The 18,526-nt window shown below is 56.6% G+C and carries 16 protein-coding genes; 5 read left to right on the forward strand and 11 right to left on the reverse strand.

What is annotated here, in order from left to right:
• Positions 1–25: 25 nt before the first annotated feature.
• Together ACR0FB_RS12835 and amaB are read left to right on the forward strand one after the other, a co-directional pair.
• The gene (locus ACR0FB_RS12835; protein ID WP_171233222.1) at positions 26–1,132 is read left to right on the forward strand and encodes a saccharopine dehydrogenase family protein; all 1,107 of its coding nucleotides are present in this window, start codon (positions 26–28) and stop codon (positions 1,130–1,132) included.
• A gap of 18 nt (positions 1,133–1,150) precedes the next feature.
• Positions 1,151–2,647 carry an L-piperidine-6-carboxylate dehydrogenase gene (gene amaB / locus ACR0FB_RS12840; RefSeq protein WP_480621119.1) on the forward strand — a complete coding sequence of 499 codons (1,497 nt, stop codon included), beginning with the start codon at positions 1,151–1,153 and terminating at the stop codon, positions 2,645–2,647.
• Between the two features lie 263 nt (positions 2,648–2,910).
• Here the strand turns inward: amaB and ACR0FB_RS12845 are convergent, their stop codons facing one another.
• From ACR0FB_RS12845 to ACR0FB_RS12860, 4 genes are all read right to left on the reverse strand, one after another.
• Positions 2,911–3,690, reverse strand: coding sequence for an IclR family transcriptional regulator (locus ACR0FB_RS12845; protein ID WP_480488855.1), 780 nt, complete (start codon positions 3,688–3,690; stop codon positions 2,911–2,913).
• Positions 3,691–3,701: 11 nt separating this feature from the next.
• Positions 3,702–5,060, reverse strand: coding sequence for a TRAP transporter large permease (locus ACR0FB_RS12850; RefSeq protein ID WP_171636325.1), 1,359 nt, complete (start codon positions 5,058–5,060; stop codon positions 3,702–3,704).
• Positions 5,060–5,725, reverse strand: a complete 666-nt coding sequence (locus ACR0FB_RS12855; RefSeq protein ID WP_171636326.1) for a TRAP transporter small permease — start codon at positions 5,723–5,725, stop codon at positions 5,060–5,062. The genes ACR0FB_RS12850 and ACR0FB_RS12855 overlap by 1 nt, the downstream gene beginning before the upstream one ends.
• A gap of 64 nt (positions 5,726–5,789) precedes the next feature.
• Entirely contained in the window at positions 5,790–7,028 is a 1,239-nt protein-coding gene (locus tag ACR0FB_RS12860; RefSeq protein WP_171636329.1) for a TRAP transporter substrate-binding protein, read from the reverse strand.
• A gap of 109 nt (positions 7,029–7,137) precedes the next feature.
• Between ACR0FB_RS12860 and ACR0FB_RS12865 the strand changes: the two genes are divergently transcribed.
• Positions 7,138–8,733 carry a GMC family oxidoreductase gene (locus ACR0FB_RS12865; RefSeq protein ID WP_480488851.1) on the forward strand — a complete coding sequence of 532 codons (1,596 nt, stop codon included), beginning with the start codon at positions 7,138–7,140 and terminating at the stop codon, positions 8,731–8,733.
• Positions 8,734–8,825: 92 nt separating this feature from the next.
• Here the strand turns inward: ACR0FB_RS12865 and ACR0FB_RS12870 are convergent, their stop codons facing one another.
• Entirely contained in the window at positions 8,826–10,067 is a 1,242-nt protein-coding gene (locus ACR0FB_RS12870) for an acyl-CoA dehydrogenase family protein (protein WP_171724541.1), read from the reverse strand.
• An 11-nt stretch (positions 10,068–10,078) separates the two neighbouring features.
• Positions 10,079–11,194 carry a phosphotransferase family protein gene (locus ACR0FB_RS12875; protein WP_480621088.1) on the reverse strand — a complete coding sequence of 372 codons (1,116 nt, stop codon included), beginning with the start codon at positions 11,192–11,194 and terminating at the stop codon, positions 10,079–10,081.
• Here ACR0FB_RS12875 and ACR0FB_RS12880 point away from each other — a divergent pair.
• Positions 11,187–12,152 carry a LysR family transcriptional regulator gene (locus ACR0FB_RS12880; RefSeq protein ID WP_480621086.1) on the forward strand — a complete coding sequence of 322 codons (966 nt, stop codon included), beginning with the start codon at positions 11,187–11,189 and terminating at the stop codon, positions 12,150–12,152. The genes ACR0FB_RS12875 and ACR0FB_RS12880 overlap by 8 nt on opposite strands.
• Positions 12,153–12,233: 81 nt before the next feature.
• Here the strand turns inward: ACR0FB_RS12880 and ACR0FB_RS12885 are convergent, their stop codons facing one another.
• From ACR0FB_RS12885 to ACR0FB_RS12900, 4 genes are all read right to left on the reverse strand, one after another.
• Positions 12,234–13,529, reverse strand: a complete 1,296-nt coding sequence (locus tag ACR0FB_RS12885) for a glycosyltransferase WbsX family protein (RefSeq protein WP_216600201.1) — start codon at positions 13,527–13,529, stop codon at positions 12,234–12,236.
• A gap of 129 nt (positions 13,530–13,658) precedes the next feature.
• Positions 13,659–14,924: a glycosyltransferase WbsX family protein gene (locus ACR0FB_RS12890; protein ID WP_480621084.1), complete on the reverse strand. Its 1,266-nt coding sequence runs from the start codon at positions 14,922–14,924 to the stop codon at positions 13,659–13,661.
• Positions 14,924–15,838, reverse strand: a complete 915-nt coding sequence (locus tag ACR0FB_RS12895) for a class I SAM-dependent methyltransferase (protein ID WP_210093415.1) — start codon at positions 15,836–15,838, stop codon at positions 14,924–14,926. The genes ACR0FB_RS12890 and ACR0FB_RS12895 overlap by 1 nt, the downstream gene beginning before the upstream one ends.
• A 395-nt stretch (positions 15,839–16,233) precedes the next feature.
• Positions 16,234–16,509 (reverse strand): hypothetical protein, encoded by a 276-nt coding sequence (locus ACR0FB_RS12900; protein ID WP_480621082.1) that lies wholly within the window; start codon positions 16,507–16,509, stop codon positions 16,234–16,236.
• 205 nt (positions 16,510–16,714) lie between these two features.
• Between ACR0FB_RS12900 and ACR0FB_RS12905 the strand changes: the two genes are divergently transcribed.
• Positions 16,715–17,569, forward strand: a complete 855-nt coding sequence (locus ACR0FB_RS12905; RefSeq protein ID WP_171636345.1) for a glycosyltransferase family 2 protein — start codon at positions 16,715–16,717, stop codon at positions 17,567–17,569.
• Between the two features lie 73 nt (positions 17,570–17,642).
• Here the strand turns inward: ACR0FB_RS12905 and rfbA are convergent, their stop codons facing one another.
• On the reverse strand, positions 17,643–18,509 hold the full coding sequence (gene rfbA / locus ACR0FB_RS12910; protein WP_480621079.1) for a glucose-1-phosphate thymidylyltransferase RfbA: 867 nt from the start codon (positions 18,507–18,509) through the stop codon (positions 17,643–17,645).
• Positions 18,510–18,526 lie beyond the last annotated feature (17 nt).

Below are 18,526 nucleotides of genomic sequence, written 5' to 3' on the forward strand. Positions count from 1 at the left end.
AGGATGGGAAACAGCGGAGATCTTTATGTCCTGGAATGTGTGCGTTGTCGGCGCTGGAAAGATCGGACAGATGATTGCAACCCTGTTGAAAGGGTCGCCGAATTACTCTGTGACGGTCGCTGATCATGATCTAAAAGCGCTTGGTGATATCTCGAAGATGGGCATTGGAACCAGACAGATCGATGCCAATGACGCGGACGGGCTGGCCCGGGAACTGACCGGTTTCGACGCAGTCATCTCGGCAGCGCCGTTCTTCTTGACCCCTTCCATCGCCAAAGCGTCCAAAGCGGCGGGGGCGCATTATTTCGACCTGACCGAAGATGTTGCGGCCACGAATGCGGTACGTGAACTGGCCGGGGACAGCGCAACTGCGTTTATGCCGCAATGCGGTCTGGCGCCAGGTTTTGTCGGCATCGCCGGAGCTTCGCTGGCGGCGGAGTTTGACCAGATTGACAGCCTGCACATGCGGGTGGGGGCATTGCCGCTTTATCCGACGAATGCGCTGAAATACAACCTGACCTGGTCCACCGACGGGTTGATCAACGAATATTGCAACCCATGCGATGCCATCGTGAACGGCAAGCTGGTCAAGACCGCGCCGTTGGAGAACTACGAGATTCTGGGCCATGACGGCGTGGAATACGAATGCTTCAATACCTCGGGCGGTCTGGGCACGTTGCCGGAAACGCTGGAAGGCAAGGCGCGGGATGTGTCCTATCGCTCGATCCGCTATCCGGGTCATTGCGATATCCTGAAGCTGCTTTTGAACGATCTGGGACTGGAACGCCGCCGCGACCTGCTGAAAGAGATATTCGAGGCCGCTCTGCCCCGCACCGATCAGGACGTGGTGCTGGTATATTGCACCGCAAAAGGCGTCATTGATGGCGTGCTGCGCGAAAAGTCCCTGATCAACAAATCCTTTGCCCGCACCATCAATGGACAGGTCTGGAGCGCTATTCAGGTCACGACCGCCGCAGGCGTGCTGGGGGTGGTCGATCTGATGCGGATCGGAGCTCTGCCCTCGAAAGGCTTTGTCCGGCAGGAACAGGTCAAGCTGGACGATTTCCTCAACACTGAATTTGGCCAGCTGTATCGCGCTGGCGACGTCACCGAACAGAACAAGGCGGCCTGAGATATGAAAGACATCGTAATGACAGCCCAAACCACGCTTGCAAACCTGGATCTGACCGAGGCCCAACTAAAAGGCGGCACGCTCAGGGTCACGTCGCCGATTGACGGAAGCCTGCTGGCCGAAGTGCACGAGACGCCGATCTCGGACATGGACGCCATCTTTTCCCGAGCCAAGGCTGCGTTCAGGGAATGGCGCGTTGTCCCCGCCCCGCGCCGGGGTGAACTGATCCGCCTGTTGGGTGAAGAGCTGCGCGCAGCCAAGGACGACCTGGGTGCTCTGGTCAGTTGGGAAGCGGGCAAGATCACCTCGGAAGGTCTGGGCGAAGTGCAGGAGATGATCGACATCTGTGACTTTGCCGTCGGCCTGTCGCGTCAGCTTTATGGCCTGACCATCGCGTCCGAACGTCCGGGCCACCGGATGATGGAAACCTGGCATCCTGCTGGCCCGGTTGGTGTGATTTCCGCGTTCAATTTCCCGGTTGCGGTTTGGTCGTGGAATGCTGCTCTGGCCATCGTATGCGGTGATCCGGTGATCTGGAAACCGTCCGAAAAAACCCCGCTGACGGCGCTGGCCTGTCAAAAGGTTTTCGAACGCGCCCTGGCCCGATTTGGCGATGCGCCGGACGGTCTTCTGCAAACGCTTATCGGTGGCGCCGATCTGGGAAAAACACTGGTGGCCAGTGAAGATGTTCCGGTGATCTCGGCCACGGGATCGACCCGCATGGGCCGCGCTGTCGCCCCCATCGTCGCACAGCGCTTTGGCAAGTGCATTCTGGAACTAGGTGGCAACAACGCAATGATCATCGGCCCTTCGGCTGATTTGGAGATGGCCGTGCGCGCGATTGTCTTTTCGGCAGTTGGTACCGCCGGTCAACGCTGCACCACGTTGCGTCGCCTGATCGTGCACAACTCGATCCGCGAAGAACTGGTGAGCCGTCTGAAAAAAGCCTATTCGGGTCTGCCCATCGGCAATCCACTGACAGACGGCACGTTGGTTGGGCCGCTTGTGGACGAAGCCGCGGGCGCGGCGATGACCGCCGCTTTGAAAGCGGCCGAAGCGGAAGGCGGTTCGGTGTTCGGCGGCAACCGCGTTACCGAAGGTGTTCCGGCAGGTGTATACATGGAACCTGCGATCGTCGAAATGCCGGGTCAGACCGCGACCGTGAAAACCGAAACCTTTGCGCCGATCCTCTACGTCATGGGCTATGACGATTTCGACGACGCGGTAGAGCTTCAGAATGACGTACCACAAGGCCTTTCATCCTGCGTGTTTACCCTGAACATGCGCGAGGCCGAGCAGTTTCTGTCTGCGGCCGGATCCGATTGCGGAATTGCCAACGTCAATATCGGGCCCTCAGGGGCAGAGATCGGTGGCGCCTTTGGCGGAGAGAAGGAAACCGGCGGCGGGCGCGAAAGCGGTTCGGACGCGTGGAAAGCCTATATGCGCCGTCAGACCAACACCGTGAATTACTCGGCCGAACTTCCACTGGCCCAGGGCGTCAAATTCGACATCTGAGTATCGCTGGATAGTCGTCGGGCAAAAACTTGAAAGGCCAGCAAAAAACACCACCCGGGACGCCCAGTCCCGGGTACTTTGTTCTGCATGTTGAGGCGGTCTTTTGGCCAAGGGTTCCGATGCCGGCGCGACGACGGCCATTCCGGTGCTGATGGATTGTCTTGTGTTTCGGCAAGAGGCCTTCCTAGGCTTTGCGGCATCCTCGATACAACTGCCACGAACGGCCGTCGGCCTGATTATTGCCGGTTATCCCGTTGCGCCATTTACTCGCCCAACAGCTGCGACAGTTTTTCCGCCCCCCGGCGCAAGGTGTCGAGAAATGACTTCAGACTGCCGACATCATGCCGTTGCGTCGGGGCATGAACTGAAAGCGTGGCAACCAGCCTGCCCTGCGCGTCCTGCACCGGCACGGCGATCGCCACCATGCCCGCCATGAATTCTTCGTCGTCGGTGGAAAATCCCCGCTCGGCCGTGATCTTGATTTCACTCAGCAGGGCCTTCGGCTCTGTCAATGAACGGGCGGTCTGCTCCTTCAGCTTTCCGGCTGACAGAAACCCGTTTAGAGTTTTGGGGCGCAAGGTGGAAAGGTACATCTTGCCACTGGCCGTGCAGTGGAACGGCACCTGGGTTCCGATCGGCAATTGAATTCGCAACGGCCATTTGGTTTCTACCCGGTCAAGATAGATCATGCCTTCGCGATCCGGGATGGCCAGATTGCATGTTTCGCCCACTTCGTCGGCCACGCCGCGCAGGATGGCGAGACGCGCGGTCCGCAGATGCTCGGCGGACATGGTATTCACGGACAGCAGCCGCAGTCTTCTGCCCGGACCATAGGACCGTCCGTCAAGATCGCGTTGCAGGAACCCTTCTGCCTCTGCCGTTTGCAGCAAACGATGGATTGTGGGTTTGGCCAATCCCAATGCATCGATCAGATCCGAAGGTTTGACCGCAACGCCGCGCCGTGCCACCTCTTCAAGGATCAGCAACAGGCGCAGGTTGGTGGGAATCTGAGTTTCTCTGTTTTTAGTATCAGTCTCGGCCATCCTTCAACATTCTAGTTATTTGGCAGAAGGATCAAGGCCAGTTCGGGCACCAGCGACACCAATATCCAGACCGATAGCAGGGCCACCAAATAAGGCACCGTATAGCGCAGCAACCGGAAGTACGGCACGCCCGTCACGCCTGAAGCGACATACAGGTTAAGCCCGTATGGTGGTGTGATAAACCCGATGGATGCACCGACCAGGAAGATGACTGAGAAATGAATTGGATCAATTCCAACCGAGGCTGCGATTGGCGCAAGGATCGGGGCCAGGATGATGGTGACCGGAAGGCTTTCCAGCACCATGCCTGAAAAGAAGACGATCACCATCGATGTAAACAGAACCGCATGGTACCCCCCCATGGAGGTCACGAAGTTTCCGATTGTTTCCTGTGCGCCAAGTAGGGACAGGATCTGCTGCATCACAACCGAAATTGCGATCAACGGGGCCAGGATACCCGTAATCTGGGCAGACCTGATAACGATTGAGGGGATCTCAGGGATCGTGAACCCCTCGACCACGAACATTTCAGCGAAGCTCTTTTCGGTTGGCGGTATATCGTTCCGGGCCCCCATGATGCGGTTGATCGGGTAGCTGACCAGCCCCGCAATGACACAAAAGCCCACGGTCACGCCAGCGGCCTCTGTCGGAGAGAACTTGCCGGTATATATGCCCCAAAGCACAAGCCCGATGGCGAAAAAGCCGAGCCAGGCCCCGAAGGCGGTTTTCAGCACCCGGTTCAATTGCAGTGGGATCAGATAGCCCCACCCGTTCATGCGGCAGATGATCCAGCACGCCAGCTGCATCCCGATGACCATCAGCGCACCGGGCAGAATACCGGCCACGAACAATTCGGAAATCGGCAGGTTCATCAGAAAGCCATAGACGATGAAGATGATCGAAGGGGGGATGATGATACCGACAGTACCGCCCGCAGCAGCGGTCGCGGCGCTGAACCGTTCGTCATAGCCGCCCTTTACCATCTCGGGGTGCAGCATCGACCCGATGGTCGCCGTCGTGGCCGAGTTCGACCCCGAAATCGCCGCAAACAGCCCGCAGGCCCCCAGCGACGCCATTGCAAGTCCGCCGCGTATCCAGCCCAGGCAGGCATAGGCAAAATCACTGAGCCGTCGCGCGATGCCGGATTTGTTGATCAGGTCGCCGGTCAGGATGAACAACGGCATCGCCAACAGGGCGAAGCCTTTGTTGAAGACGTTCAGAAGTTCGGCCCCCATATTGTCCAGCGTCAGACCAAGGACAAAGGAACATCCAATGACCCAGTAACCGATGACCAGCAGCACCGGCACGCCCAGCATGAACAGAAAGGTGACCCCCAGCGAGATCAGTGTAACAAGTGTTCCGTCTGTCATCAGTCTGCCCCGATCACGGCCTGCTTGATCAGCGGCTCGCCTGTTTTCCAGTTGTGCAAATCATCGGCGAGGTTCTGAAACACGCGACCGACCATCAAGAAGAATGACAATGGTGCAGCCAGCAGGAACCACCACTGCATGATATTGTCCGTGCCCAGTACGATCTGAAAGTTCGAGGCCGAAAGCGCCACCAGTCGCGAGGTGGTCACGATGACGATCACCGCGAAGATGAACCACAGCACCGCGTCAAGAAACAGGCAGGCCAATTGCCCGCCGCGGGGCATGGCGGTGCGGAATTCACTGAAACTCAGATGCGTGCGCAAGCGTACGTTGTAGGACGCACCAAACCAGGCCATCACCATGAAAAGAAGCGGAGGAATGGTTGTGGACCAGGGTTCCTGATCATTGAAGACAAACCGGTCGATCACGCCCCAGAAGATGATCAGTGCGATGGCAAGATAAGAATACACCATGACCGACCGTTCCAGATGACGTTCGATCAACGGCACCATGCGATAGATCAGCATGACCAGCAAACCCCCGATCGCGGCAACGATCGCACCAACGATCCAAGCCGCGTCGGATTCCAGAGCAAGTTGAATCTCGAAAGAATCCTGGCTGAGAAAAGCGCTGAATATTGCGCCAATGTCTGCCCAAAGTGACATGAAGCCCGTCCTCCCAGTGGGTATTGATTGAACCGGCCCGTTCGGGCCGGTTCTGGCAGTCTAATCAGGCCTCGCCCTTCCACCAGCGGCGCGGCTCGACATTTTCCGGCAGCGTGTCCGCTGGGATCTCGCGCGCGATGTCGTAGATCTCCTGGTAAGTATCGATGCCACCGGCCCATTTGTTCAGCCGCTCGCGCCACTGCGCCCACGGCTCGGGGTTGTAGTTCGGAGCACACATTTCTTCGGCCAGCTTGATCTGGTCCTCCGGCAGGAAGGCCGGGCGCACGCCGTTTTCCGCAAAAATGGTTTGCGGCAATTGCGGATCCGAGAATCCGACCGTGTTCAGCAGTGCCGCCTCATTCGCGCCTTGGATCAGGGCCTGGGTGAAATAGGACGATTCCATCACGGCATCCTGCAATTCACCGCCCAGGCCATCGAATACTTTGGCAGACATCGAAGTGTGTTCGGTACCGCAGAAGAACTTCAGGTTCACCGATTGCGAAACCACAGGCGCCATGTTCGCATATGCCACCGCCGAGGCCCAGGTTTCCGCACCATCGATCAGACCGGTCTTGAGCGCATCCAGCGTTTCTTCCCATGCCACCGGAACAGGGTTCAGGTTCAGCAGTTGCATCGCGATCCGACCCAGCTGCGTACCGGTCACGCGGTTCTTGGTGCCGAACAGCTCTTCCAGCTTGGTGACGGTCGGCTTGTCGGCAAAGGTCGAGCCCATTTGCAGACCGCGCAGTTCACAATGGGTGAACAGGAATTTCAGCCCGTGACGCTTTTCAAGCGGGTCGCGCAGGATGCGCTGGCTGGCGGGGCTGTAGAAGAAATGATACTGCGCCGCCCGGCTGGGGAACATGTAGGCATAGTCCAGGACGTTCAGATAAGGCGCACCGCCGGCCGAATTCTGGGTCGAAGCTGCGTAGATATCGACGATTCCCTGCTGGGTTTTTTCAACACAGCTGAGTTGTCCGCAGATCTGGTTGTCGCCGATGAACTCGATCCGAATCTCGCCATCGGTGCGTTCTTCGAGGTCGCGTGCAAATTCGATGGCGCCGGCGCGCTCGATCAGCAAGTTGCGGGTGTTGAAGCCCGACGCACCAAATTTCAACGTGTACTTCGGTTCTTTCGAAAAGCGTTTTTCATACGTGGATTCCGCCGCCTGCGCCAGATTGGCCAGGCTCATCGCACCGCCAAACCCTCCTGCTGCAAGCAGCGTCGAGCTCATGCCATAGCGCCCCGCTACCCGGAAGAAATCCCGCCGCGAAATACCACTCAGTTTCCGACCAATCTCCATTGCTTACCTCCCTGTTCGCAATTATTGAGACGTTTTGTATCAAAAAAGGCTAGTATATTTCTAGCATCTTGCATAGAGTTTTTTTCAACGACGTTGGAAGGAGGCGGTCATGGAAGTGGATTATGCGGTAGTTGGCGCGGGGTCTTCGGGCTGTGTCATCGCCAATCGGCTAAGCGCCGATCCCAACACTACCGTCGCGCTGTTAGAGGCCGGCGGCCGCGACACCAACCCCTGGATCCACATCCCGGTTGGCTATTTCAAAACCATGCACAACCCTTCGGTGGACTGGTGTTACAGGACCGAGCCCGATCCGGGCCTGAACGGGCGCTCGATCGACTGGCCACGCGGCAAGGTGCTGGGCGGCTCATCCTCTCTGAACGGTCTGCTCTATGTGCGCGGCCAAAAGGAAGATTATGACCGCTGGCGCCAGATGGGGAATGTCGGCTGGGGCTGGGACGACGTGCTGCCGCTGTTCATACGCAGCGAAGATCAAGAACGCGGCGAAGACCCGTATCACGGTGTCGGTGGGCCGCTGTCGGTGTCGAACATGCGCATTCAGCGACCGATCTGCGACGCTTGGGTCGCGGCAGCGCAAGCCGCCGGATACCCGTTCAATCCGGATTACAACGGCGCAGATCAGGAAGGCGTAGGGTATTTTCAGCTGACCACCCGCAATGGGCGCAGGTGCAGCTCGGCTGTGGCGTATCTGAAACCCATTCGAAACCGACAAAACCTGAACATCATCACCAACGCATTGGTGACACGCATAACGCTGGATGGAAAACAGGCGACCGGACTTGTCTATCGGGATCGCGCAGGCAATGAGAAAACCTTGAACGTTCGGCGCGAAATCATCCTGTCCGGCGGTGCAATCAACTCTCCTCAAATTCTGATGCTGTCGGGTATAGGCGACCCGGACCACCTGAAGAAAAACGGCATCGATCCGGTCCATGCCTTGCCCAATGTCGGCAAAAGACTACAGGATCACTTGCAGGCCCGTCTCGTTTTCAAATGCAATGAGCCCACATTGAATGACGAGGTGCGCAGCCTGATCAATCAGGCCCGTATCGCGCTCAAATACGCTTTGTTCCGCGCCGGTCCGATGACCATGGCGGCCAGCCTTGCGACCGGATTCATGAAAACGCGCCCGGACGTAGAAACACCCGACATTCAATTCCATGTACAGCCGTGGTCCGCCGACAGCCCCGGCGAAGGCGTACACCCGTTTTCCGCCTTTACCATGTCCGTGTGCCAGCTGCGGCCGGAAAGCAGGGGTGAACTGCATCTGAACGGCCCGGATCCATCACAGCATGTAAAGATCATTCCGAACTATCTGTCGACGGAAACGGATTGCCGAACCATCGTTGACGGCGTGAACATCGCCCGCAGAATCGCACAGCACAATCCGCTGGCATCGAAGATTTCCGAAGAGTTCCGCCCGACATCCCAACTCTCGACCGACGATTACGAGGGCACGCTGGACTGGGTCAGATCGAATTCCGTGTCGATCTATCACCCAACGGGGACCTGCGCGATGGGTGCGAACGAAACCGCAGTCGTAGACCCCGCGCTAAAGGTGCGCGGCATCGGAAACCTGCGGGTCGCGGATTGTTCGATCATGCCGGAAATCGTCAGCGGCAACACAAACGCCCCCGCGATCATGATCGGAGAAAAGGCGAGCGATTTGCTTGCCGCCGGAACATAGCGCGGCAGGCCGCGTATCCGAATGCCAGGAAAACTGGGCAACTCGGCTTGCGTATCTTAGGGATATTCCGGTGATGCCATCCCTTCCCAGACCTAGCGCAGAGGCGGTGTCAGCCACTGCGCCGACATCCCATAGTTGGAATTCTTCAACTCCTGTTTGGCAATGGCCTGAAGATGGACCTCATCCGGTCCATCCGCATAGCGCAACGCCCGGGCCCAAGTGTAACTGTCGGCCAATGGCGTGTCGGGTGTCATGCCCATTGCGCCAAAGACCTGCATTGCACGATCCGTGACCTTTGCATGTACCTGGGGCGCCACGACCTTGATCAGGGATATTTCGCGGAAGGCCTTTTTCGCCCCCACCTGATCTATTTTCCAGGCCGCCTTCAGGGTCAACAGCCGCGCCTGTTCAATCTCCAATCGGGATTTGGCGATCCATTCACGGATCACGCCTTGTTCCGAGAGTTGCTTGCCAAAGGTCTTCCGTTCCTGAGCACGTTCCACCATCAGGTTCAGTGCCATTTCCGCCGCCCCGATCGAGCGCATGCAATGATGAATTCGCCCGGGCCCAAGCCGCGCCTGAGCCAGTGCAAAACCGCTGCCATCTTCGCCCAGCAGATTGCCGACCGGGACGCGCACGTCCTTGAACACCAGTTCAGCATGGCCTTCGGGATCGTGCATGTTCAGGATCGTCGGATTGCGCACGATCTCCAAACCGGGCGTATTCTTTGGAACGATGATCATGCTTTGCTGTTTATGGCGATCGGCGTTCGGGTCGGTTTTGCCCATGACGATGAAAAGTCTGGTGTTGGGGTGGCACGCATTGGTGATGAACCACTTGCGGCCATTGATGACGTATTTATCACCCTCGCGCCGGATGGATGTTGTTATGTTGGTCGCGTCCGAACTGGCCACGTCGGGTTCGGTCATGGCAAAGGCCGAACGGATCTTGCCGTTCAACAGCGGCACCAACCAGTCTTCGCGCTGCTCGGGTGTGGCGAACATGTGCAGCAATTCCATGTTCCCGGTATCCGGCGCGTTGCAGTTGAAGACTTCCGAAGACCAGCTCACCTGGCCCATCAGCTCGGCCAGGGGCGCGTAATCAAGATTGCTGAGCCGCGTTCCGGGCTCATCATCCCGCAAGGAGGGCAGGAACATGTTCCAAAGCCCTTCGGCGCGGGCCAGCGACTTGAGATCTTCCATGAACGAAACGGGGAAATTGCCGGCTTCTATTTCCTCTTTGTGGTCGCGAATGCGCGGATAGATATGCGCCTGCATGAAGGCTTTCAGCCGGTCATGCATTTCCGTGGCGCGTGGCGATGGAGCAAAATCCATTGTGGTCCTCTTCAGTGCGTTGCAGCAGCGATTTCGTCGAGCGCCATTTGCGCCAGAGGGGCCACCAGCCCCTTGAACGCCATTGCGTTCTCGTTCGATGCGTTTCCCGCCAGCGCACGGCTGTAAACACCCTGTGCAATCGCAGCCATCCGGAAAAAGGAAAACGCCAGATAGAAGGTCCAGTTTTCAATCTCTGGCAGGTCACGCAGCGAACAATACCGCTCGATCATCTCAGCTTCGGAAGGGATGTTCAAAGCAGCGCGATCCAGCCCTTGCAGCCCCCGGATCAGACCGGTGGGCGGCAATCTGAGACACACACAGAAATAGCCCAGATCAGCCATCGGGTGGCCCAGCGTCGACAGTTCCCAATCCAGAACCGCGGTGATCTGCGGGGCATCCGAAGCGAAGATAAAATTGTCTATGCGAAAGTCACCGTGGATCAGACTGACCGAACCGTCACCATCGGGCAGATTGCGGGACAGCCAGCCCATAAGCTGTTCCATCTCGGGAAGTTTACTTGTTTCTGCGGCGCGATACTGTTTGGTCCAGCGGCTGTATTGGCGTTGGAAATAGTTTCCCGGCTTGCCGAAGTCGGACAGGCCGACGGCGCCTGTGTCAACCGAATGCAGCGCGGCCAGAACCCGGATCATTTCATCGAACACCGGATGATGGTCGGCCACGTCCAACTCGGGCAGCGCCGGGTTCCAGAAAATCCGGCCCTCCTGGAAGCTCATGACATAGAACATGGAACCGATGACATCCGTGTCCTCACACAGCACGTAAGGTTTGGCGACCGGAACCGCAGTGCCATGAAGTGCCCTGAGAACACGATATTCCCGATCCACGGCATGGGCCGAAGGCAGCAGGTCACCTGGCGGTTTGCGGCGCAGCACGTATTTCGAACCACCGGCCTTCAGCAGATAGGTTGGGTTCGACTGCCCGCCCGAAAACTTCCGATAGGACAATGGGCCGGCGAAACCTTGGATATGGCGCCCCAAATATGTCGAAAGCCGCTGGGTATCGAGTTCGAGGCCGGATGAGGTCATGCATGAAACTCCGTATTCCGCCGGGATACCATTCAGCTTACCGCCCTTAATGACATTTGTGAAATTTACTTGCATGATCATCAGCATAATTCTGGTGAATGACATGACGACCAAGCTCAACAAGATCGACCTGAACCTTTTTGTTATTTTTGACGCCATCTATACCGAACGAAATCTGACCCGCGTTGCCGAACGCCTGTCGATCACGCAACCGGCCGTCAGCAACGCCCTGACCCGGTTGCGCAAGACACTGAACGACCCGCTTTTCGTGAAGACCGGCACGGGGATGCAGCCCACGGCGCTGGCAGAGAGCATTTCGGACAGGGTCTCAGCCGCTCTTCACCAGTTGCAAGCCGCATCGGCGCAGGGTGAACGGTTCGACCCGTTTACCAGCAAACGGCTGTTCCGGGTCAGTTTGGTCGACCTTCACAGCCTCATCATCCTGCCCGGGCTTTTGTCCGGGTTTCAATGCACGGCACCCCAGGTCGAACTCAGCCTCGTGCGCATTCCCCGCCGGGATACGCGCAAGGCGTTACAGCAGGGCACGATCGACATCACGTCGGACATTCCGATGCCGGACAGTTCGGATCTGATCAGCCGGACCATCATGAAAGACCGCTATGTCTGTGCCATGCGACCCGGCCACCCGCTGGGTTCGGGTCCATTGACGCTGGAGCGTTATCTTCAGCTGACACATCTGCATGTTTCCTCACGGCCTCAGGGGGCGAGCCCGGTCGACATCGTCCTGCGCAAACTGGGCGCACGACGCAAACTCGGGATTCAGATGCAAAGCTATCTGAACATCCGGGATATTCTGCACAAGACAGATATGGTTGCCACGCTGACCGAATGCAGCGCGCGTGAAATGGGGCTGCGCATGTTGAGGCTGCCGGTTGATGTGCCTCCGATCGAACTTCGCCTTTATCGGCATATCCGGTCCGACGGCGACGAAGCCGTACAATGGATGTTCGACCAAATTGCAGGTCGCACCGTCAGAGCGAACGATACGGAACAGCATCATAGGGTCGATCAGAATTGATACGCAACCCCGGGCAACGTGTGACGTCCGGATATCAGAGGCGCCAACCGTCAGGTCCTCGAAACCTCAAGGTCGAAAACATCACGTGTTGATCTGACTTTCAGATTTCTTGGGTAACGCGTCATACGTCGCCTGAAGATAGGCAAAGCCATATCTTCGGTCAGGCTCCAGATGAGTCCCCTCTGCCCACTCGTTCCACGCGTTTATGAAAACGATTTTTTCGTCGGCACTGTATTTTTCCTGCGCAAGAACCTGGCGACACAAATGTTCCGTCCAGCGCTTGTAGGCATTGATTGTGAACCGTCCCATAATCCGAGGGGCATCCTGATTGCGCGCGGTATTGTCCCACGAGAGCGTGGAGGACCGAAACAGCTTGTACCGGGGTTCCGGCTTTTGAAGCTCTGCCTCGACCACGGCCTGGTAATCCAGAACGGCACCCGTGAACTCTGGATTGTAGATCCCCATCTCATCCGTGATGTCGGTGCGCTTTACCTGATGCGGAGGGAACTCCATAGCAGCGTCAAAACCCAGTTTCTCAGGATCGCCGATATCAAAAGTCTGGGCAGCTATGAGATACAGGTCCGGCTCGCCCCAGCTTTGTGCCTCTTTTCGCCAAGCTGCGGTCGTTTCCTCGATATTCGGTATGATGTTCGCTCGGTAAACGATGAAAACCGGCTTCCCATCTATCCGAACGTAGCGCGGATCATCAAAGTATTTTCGTATATGACGCAGAAGGTTCAGGGAATCCTCGATCGAATGGTTTTGCGCGATAAGAACGTCGTGCGCCCGCCCGTCCCAGCGGCGCGTCCAGTTTTCATTTGCCCATGTCAGACAAAACGGCATGTCGACTTCCGGATTGCCCAACATTTGTTCGAGCGGGTGCTCCATCAAGGTCTTTCCACCGAACCAGTAGTAGTAATAGGAGAACCCTCCTATCCCGTAAGATTTCGCGATCCGCGTCTGTTCGACCATGATTTCTGGCAACCGCAAGTCGTAGTAACCCAGATGAATCGGACAATGAGGTTGGTAATGGCCCGGATAATTCGGGACGGCCTTTCCGACATTGGACCATTCGGTAAAGCCTTTGCCCCACCATTCATCATTCTCTTTGAAGGGATGAAATTGCGGCAGGTAATGCGCAATTGCCCGTACTGCGGGTTCAGCTTTCGCAGGCGGGTCGAAGGGTTTGAACTCTTCAGCCTGACCGATGGCTTCAAAACCCTGCCTGTTGGATTGCCCCGGTTTGTCCCAACCTCGTTTGGGGTCTCTTTTCTTGGCTGAATTTCTGAACCGCCTTGCCGTACGTGGCGACAAAGGTGGGCTGAGTTTCGACGCAGCGGTCAGCAAATAGTAAAGCAGGGTATCTTTGATGGACATGCAGTTTCTCGTACTAAGGCGCGTCGTGCCGACTATGACAAAGAAAACCCTTTTTTTCACGCAAAGCACGAGACTGAGTTGCATGACAAGTACTTGGGACTTTCATGCAACTCAATCCGGCGTGGTTTTCTATTTTGTGCGGGCCGCGGACAGCCATTGTTTCAGCAACCGACCGCTGACCGTATCGCGCAAAAGACGGAAAGCCCGTTTGGCCAACGGCTTGTTGGCACCATATGGAACAGGATGCGCGATGCCTTCCGTGGTTTCGCCACGGCGCGAAATTTCCGGGACACCCACATGCGTCCAGTCGGTCAGCTTTGAACCTTGGAGAGCGGCCTTGGTGGCGTGCAAAAACGCATGCCCGTACTCGCGATCCGGTTCCAGGTGACATCCTTCAGCCCATTCATTCCATGCATTCACAAAAACGAAACGTTCCTGGTCGGGGAAATCCTGAGCGGTTTGGTGCAAGGCCCGCGAAAGCCAGTATTCATAGTTTTCCGGCGTTCCGTTCAAAACGACCATGGCATTTTCCTTCCGCCGGGCCGTGTTGTCCCAGGACGGAAAAACCGATCGATGAACGTTGTTCTCAGGCCCATAGCTGTGACCCAGGTACTGTTCTGCGATCGCAGAAAAATCAACACAATGGCCTTGGAAATCGTCGAACAAGTCCACTTCTGGCGAGAGGTTGGGCACGTTGATGCCGTGGGGCGGGAATTCCACACCGGAATCAAACCCGTATGACGCATAGTCCCAGTTTCGGTGCGTAAGCGCACAGGTCAGATGGATTTTCGGAATTCCGACAGACGCGCAATAGTCACGCCAGACCTGCACGGTTTTGCGCGAGTTCTTCAAATGCTGCGGCCGATAAACAATCAGGATCGGAGCGCCATCTATTGTTATGTAGCGGGGATCCCGGAAAAACGGCTCGATCGACTTGATGAACTCCAGATCATCCTCGGGCTTGTACTTCTGCTCAATGAGAATCTCGTGCTCGGCCGCATCCCAGCGGCGCGTCCAGTTCTCATTCGCCCAGCAAAGACAGAACGGCATATCGCTTTCGGGATCCGCAAGCATTTCGTCGACGGGCCGCTCAAGAAGTCTTTTCCCGGAAAACCAGTAATAGTGGTAGCAGAATCCATCAATTCCGCTGGCCTTGGCCATCTCGATCTGCTCAAGCCGCGTTTCGCGGACACGCAGGTCATAATACCCCAGATCCGTAGGAAGATGAGGCTGATAATGCCCGGTGAAAAGCGGCTTGGCTTTTGCGACATTTGTCCACTCGGTGAACCCTTTGCCCCACCATTCATCGTTTTCCGGGATCGGATGAAACTGAGGAAGGTAGAAGGCAATTGTCCTGATGTTGCCGAATTGACGATCCGCGGTGTTTGAGGACATTACTTCTTCAACCCCAACAGCCGCGCCAGCGATTTTTTTTTCTTCTTGGCCAGTGGGCCGGGCTCGACTCGGGAAGCGGCGCTCGCGTCCACCGGCCCGATAGTCGATTGCAGATCAATCTCTTCGGACAGGGGCAGGCCTGCCATCATGTTGGTCCAATGCTGCCGGGTCTCTTCATCGGGTCGTTCGACGGGCAGGCCCATCAGGTAGATGTCATTCTCTGCGCGGTCCTTGGGGACCGATCTGCTTACGACCTGGAAGACATGGGAATAGCGATTGCGCTGCAAGGCGGCCTGAACATCCTGTGGCAGACGGCTCCAGCGTTGACAAAACTCAGTCATCTCTGGCGTACGAACCACAAATTCGGCTTGTTCAATGCTCATACCCTGCGAATTAAGCAGGTGCTGAACGTTTTTGATGCCAAAAAACCGGACATGGGTCCGATCCAGCAGGCCCCAGTCACGGTATTCGAAATCTTCATCGACAAGACAACCGGCAATGGCTGCATGGCCAACATGCGGCAGCGAAAGAATAACCGATCCCGTGTCGTTCAACAGCGATTTCATGCCTGAAAGTACGCTCCAGGGGTCGTAAACATGTTCCAGAACGTCCGCTGCGATCACGTAGTCGAATACCCCGTCTTTCTCGCGAACTATGTCACTCCACGAAGCATCGTTGAGATCCATCGGGTACACAGAACGTGCGAACGGCTTTAGCTTTTCGATCGCCGAAGGGTCGATCTCAAGCGCCACAACATCACATTCCAACGTGCCGGAAAGATGTCGCGTGATCGAACCTGGCCCGGCCCCGATCTCAAGCACCTTGGACCCGGGCTTTACCATGCGCAGCACGCGTGCGGGTGCTACATCACTGTTCATGTCAATGTCGTATTCGTAAGTATGTCTATCGCTCACTGTAATTCTTCCGTGATGCTTATTTCGTGCTTCAATTCGGCTGCTATATAGTTTGGTCTGGTTCTGCAATCCCCAATACCAAACCGATACCTAAGGCTTTGGATGTTGTACCCAAATTATGTTCAACTCAGAGAACACTGTTGCACAAAACTCCCCCAGCGGCAATGACCACTCACCCGGGGATCATTCACACCAAGGGCGCCACGCAACCTTCTTCAAAGAACCGTGTTTTGACAGGGTTTTATTTCGTGGCCTTTTCTGCAAAAGAAGCGGCATCCGCGTGGGCGTCGGGTTGAACCTCGTGAGCTCCCGCCGCACTTCAGTTGAGGTATGCTTGATACGCTTTTCAACAGCTTACCGATATCACTGGAAACCACGGCTTTGGCACTGTGAGATCATGCGAACGCGCGCAGGGTGTTGAGCGCACAGGCTTGCGTCCGCAACCATTTGCAGAACGTTCTGAGAACCGCGAACGCCTTCGTTCCGGCAAGTGGTTGGCGCCGGAATTTCGATATCACCTTCAAGGAAGTTTGCGATTTACTGGTTTCAACCCGACGACTGGCAACAATCTGCTCATTCACCACGGCCACCGGAAATCGAAAATTTCCAAAGAGGTAAATCTTATCGCTCTGATCAAACAGGCATTGCATCCCCTGACGCGGCTTCGCCATCCGGCCGCGCTTGATGATCGGTTTCCCGCCTTCGCTTCATAGGGGCAGAACCATTTCAATCATTTCTCAGATTGTCGTCGCGGAGCGCACAAGATCACGGACCGCTGCAGCAGCCCGGTTCCGTCGTACTGTAACCGGGGTTGACCCTAACTGTGTTTGAGAGGAAGTAACGATCAGGCCCATTCCACAGATACGGCAGGCAGGATTGTCACAGATTACGATCATAAGCGTTTGTTACAACAGCAGTGGCGTGCTGCCGGAGATGCTGAATTCCATCCCAGAGGGCGTGCCGACAATTTTGGTCGACAATGGCTCGGATGATATTGAAGCGGTTCGGCAAATGGCCGAGGTACATGGCGCAACTCTGATCGAAAGCCGCGACAACATCGGGTTTGGCCGCGCATGCAACCTTGGTGCCGCCAAGGCAACAACGGACCTGCTTTTATTTCTGAACCCGGATTCCCACTTGCTGCCCGGAGCATTGGACGCGTTGCAAGAGGGGGCTGACAATCATCCGGATGCGTCAGCCTTCAACCCTGCAATTCTGGACCGGAAAGGGGCACCTCGTTTCAGGCGATACAGTGTGATCATTCCCCGAAATGAAACCCTGCCCAGGAAAACAGCCGATTCCGACTTTGAATTGCCGGTCCTCGTCGGCGCTGCGTTCCTGGTCCGCCGCGAAGCGTTCGAAGAGGTCGGCGGGTTTGATCCCGAAATCTTTCTGTATCATGAGGACGATGATCTGAGCCTGCGGCTCAAAGCCGTTTGCGGGCCACTGTACTATGTCCACAACGCTCAGATGCGCCACGCCAGAGGCAAATCCTCGCCGGGAAGCCCAGCCATCGCTGGCCTGAAGGGCTGGTATATGGGGCAATCACGCGTTTATGTCGCCCGCAAGCATGAAGTCCCGATGGCTTTTGGTCGAGCCCTGGCATCGGCGCTTCTGCAAATGCTGTCACCGGTTGTGTTGTTTTCTACGAGAAAACGCGCCAAACAATGGGCTTTCTTGCGTGGCGTTTGGCATGGCCGGAATGTCCGACCAGCCCCGTTCAGACCTTGATCACAAAGCGTGAAGCAGCTTACCGCCCGTGCAAATTTCCGCCTGAACACGTAACCATGATACAGTTCGCGGCCTAGCTCAAAAGACCTTTCAGATAGGTGCCATAGGTGGACTTGGCGAACAGTCGCGCACGCGCCTCAAGAGCCTCGTCGTCGATCCAGCCATTCGCCCAGGCGATTTCATCCAGGCTGCCGGTCTGCATACCCTGACGTTCCGTGATCGTTCGCACGAAGTTTCCCGCATCCAGCAAAGACCCGTGCGTGCCGGTATCCAGCCAGGCAAAACCGCGTCCCATGGTCTGCACATCCAGCAAACCTTCGTCCAGATACATTTCCAGCAGTGACGTGATTTCCAGCTCGCCGCGATCTGACGGTTTGACCTCATGCGCGCGGGCCGGAGCGTCGCCATCCAGAAAATAAAGACCTGTCACCGCGTAGTTCGACGGAGGCACCTTGGGTTTTTCGACGATCGCGCGGGCTTTGTTCCCTTCGAAATCCACAACTCCGTAGCGTTCTGGGTCAGCGACCCGGTACGCAAAAACCGTACCGCCGCGCTTCAGTTGATCCGCCGCGAGCAGCAGGTCCGGAAGGCCATGTCCGAAGAAGATGTTGTCACCCAGAATCAAAGCAGACGGGGCACCGTCCAGAAAATCCTCGGCCAGTGTATAAGCCTGCGCCAGACCGTCAGGAGACGGTTGCACAATCCATGTCAGGGACAACCCGTATTGACTGCCATCCCCCAACAGGCGCTGAAACTGATCCTGATCCTGGGGGGTGGTGATGATCGCGATTTCGCGGATCTGCGACAGCATCAAAACACTCAGCGGGTAAAAGATCATCGGTTTGTCGTAGATCGGCAGCAATTGCTTCGATATCGCCATGGTGATCGGGTAAAGCCGGGTTCCGGACCCACCGGCAAGAATAATGCCTTTGCGCTGCATAATCTGTCCTTTCAAGG

The sequence above is a fragment of the Ruegeria sp. P10 genome (genome assembly GCF_056534925.1).

Bases quoted from the DNA above. Each gene is read 5' to 3' on its own strand.
- ACR0FB_RS12855 (WP_171636326.1), bottom strand. From the start codon at position 5,725: ATGTCACTTTGGGCAGACATTGGCGCAATATTCAGCGCTTTTCTCAGC.
- ACR0FB_RS12850 (WP_171636325.1), bottom strand. From the start codon at position 5,060: ATGACAGACGGAACACTTGTTACACTGATCTCGCTGGGGGTCACCTTT.
- ACR0FB_RS12875 (WP_480621088.1), bottom strand. From the start codon at position 11,194: ATGATCATGCAAGTAAATTTCACAAATGTCATTAAGGGCGGTAAGCTG.
- ACR0FB_RS12885 (WP_216600201.1), bottom strand. From the start codon at position 13,529: ATGTCCATCAAAGATACCCTGCTTTACTATTTGCTGACCGCTGCGTCG.
- ACR0FB_RS12865 (WP_480488851.1), top strand. From the start codon at position 7,138: ATGGAAGTGGATTATGCGGTAGTTGGCGCGGGGTCTTCGGGCTGTGTC.
- amaB (WP_480621119.1), top strand. From the start codon at position 1,151: ATGACAGCCCAAACCACGCTTGCAAACCTGGATCTGACCGAGGCCCAA.
- ACR0FB_RS12860 (WP_171636329.1), bottom strand. From the start codon at position 7,028: ATGGAGATTGGTCGGAAACTGAGTGGTATTTCGCGGCGGGATTTCTTC.
- ACR0FB_RS12835 (WP_171233222.1), top strand. From the start codon at position 26: ATGTCCTGGAATGTGTGCGTTGTCGGCGCTGGAAAGATCGGACAGATG.
- rfbA (WP_480621079.1), bottom strand. From the start codon at position 18,509: ATGCAGCGCAAAGGCATTATTCTTGCCGGTGGGTCCGGAACCCGGCTT.
- ACR0FB_RS12900 (WP_480621082.1), bottom strand. From the start codon at position 16,509: ATGGCGAAGCCGCGTCAGGGGATGCAATGCCTGTTTGATCAGAGCGAT.
- ACR0FB_RS12845 (WP_480488855.1), bottom strand. From the start codon at position 3,690: ATGGCCGAGACTGATACTAAAAACAGAGAAACTCAGATTCCCACCAAC.
- ACR0FB_RS12890 (WP_480621084.1), bottom strand. From the start codon at position 14,924: ATGTCCTCAAACACCGCGGATCGTCAATTCGGCAACATCAGGACAATT.
- ACR0FB_RS12870 (WP_171724541.1), bottom strand. From the start codon at position 10,067: ATGGATTTTGCTCCATCGCCACGCGCCACGGAAATGCATGACCGGCTG.
- ACR0FB_RS12880 (WP_480621086.1), top strand. From the start codon at position 11,187: ATGATCATCAGCATAATTCTGGTGAATGACATGACGACCAAGCTCAAC.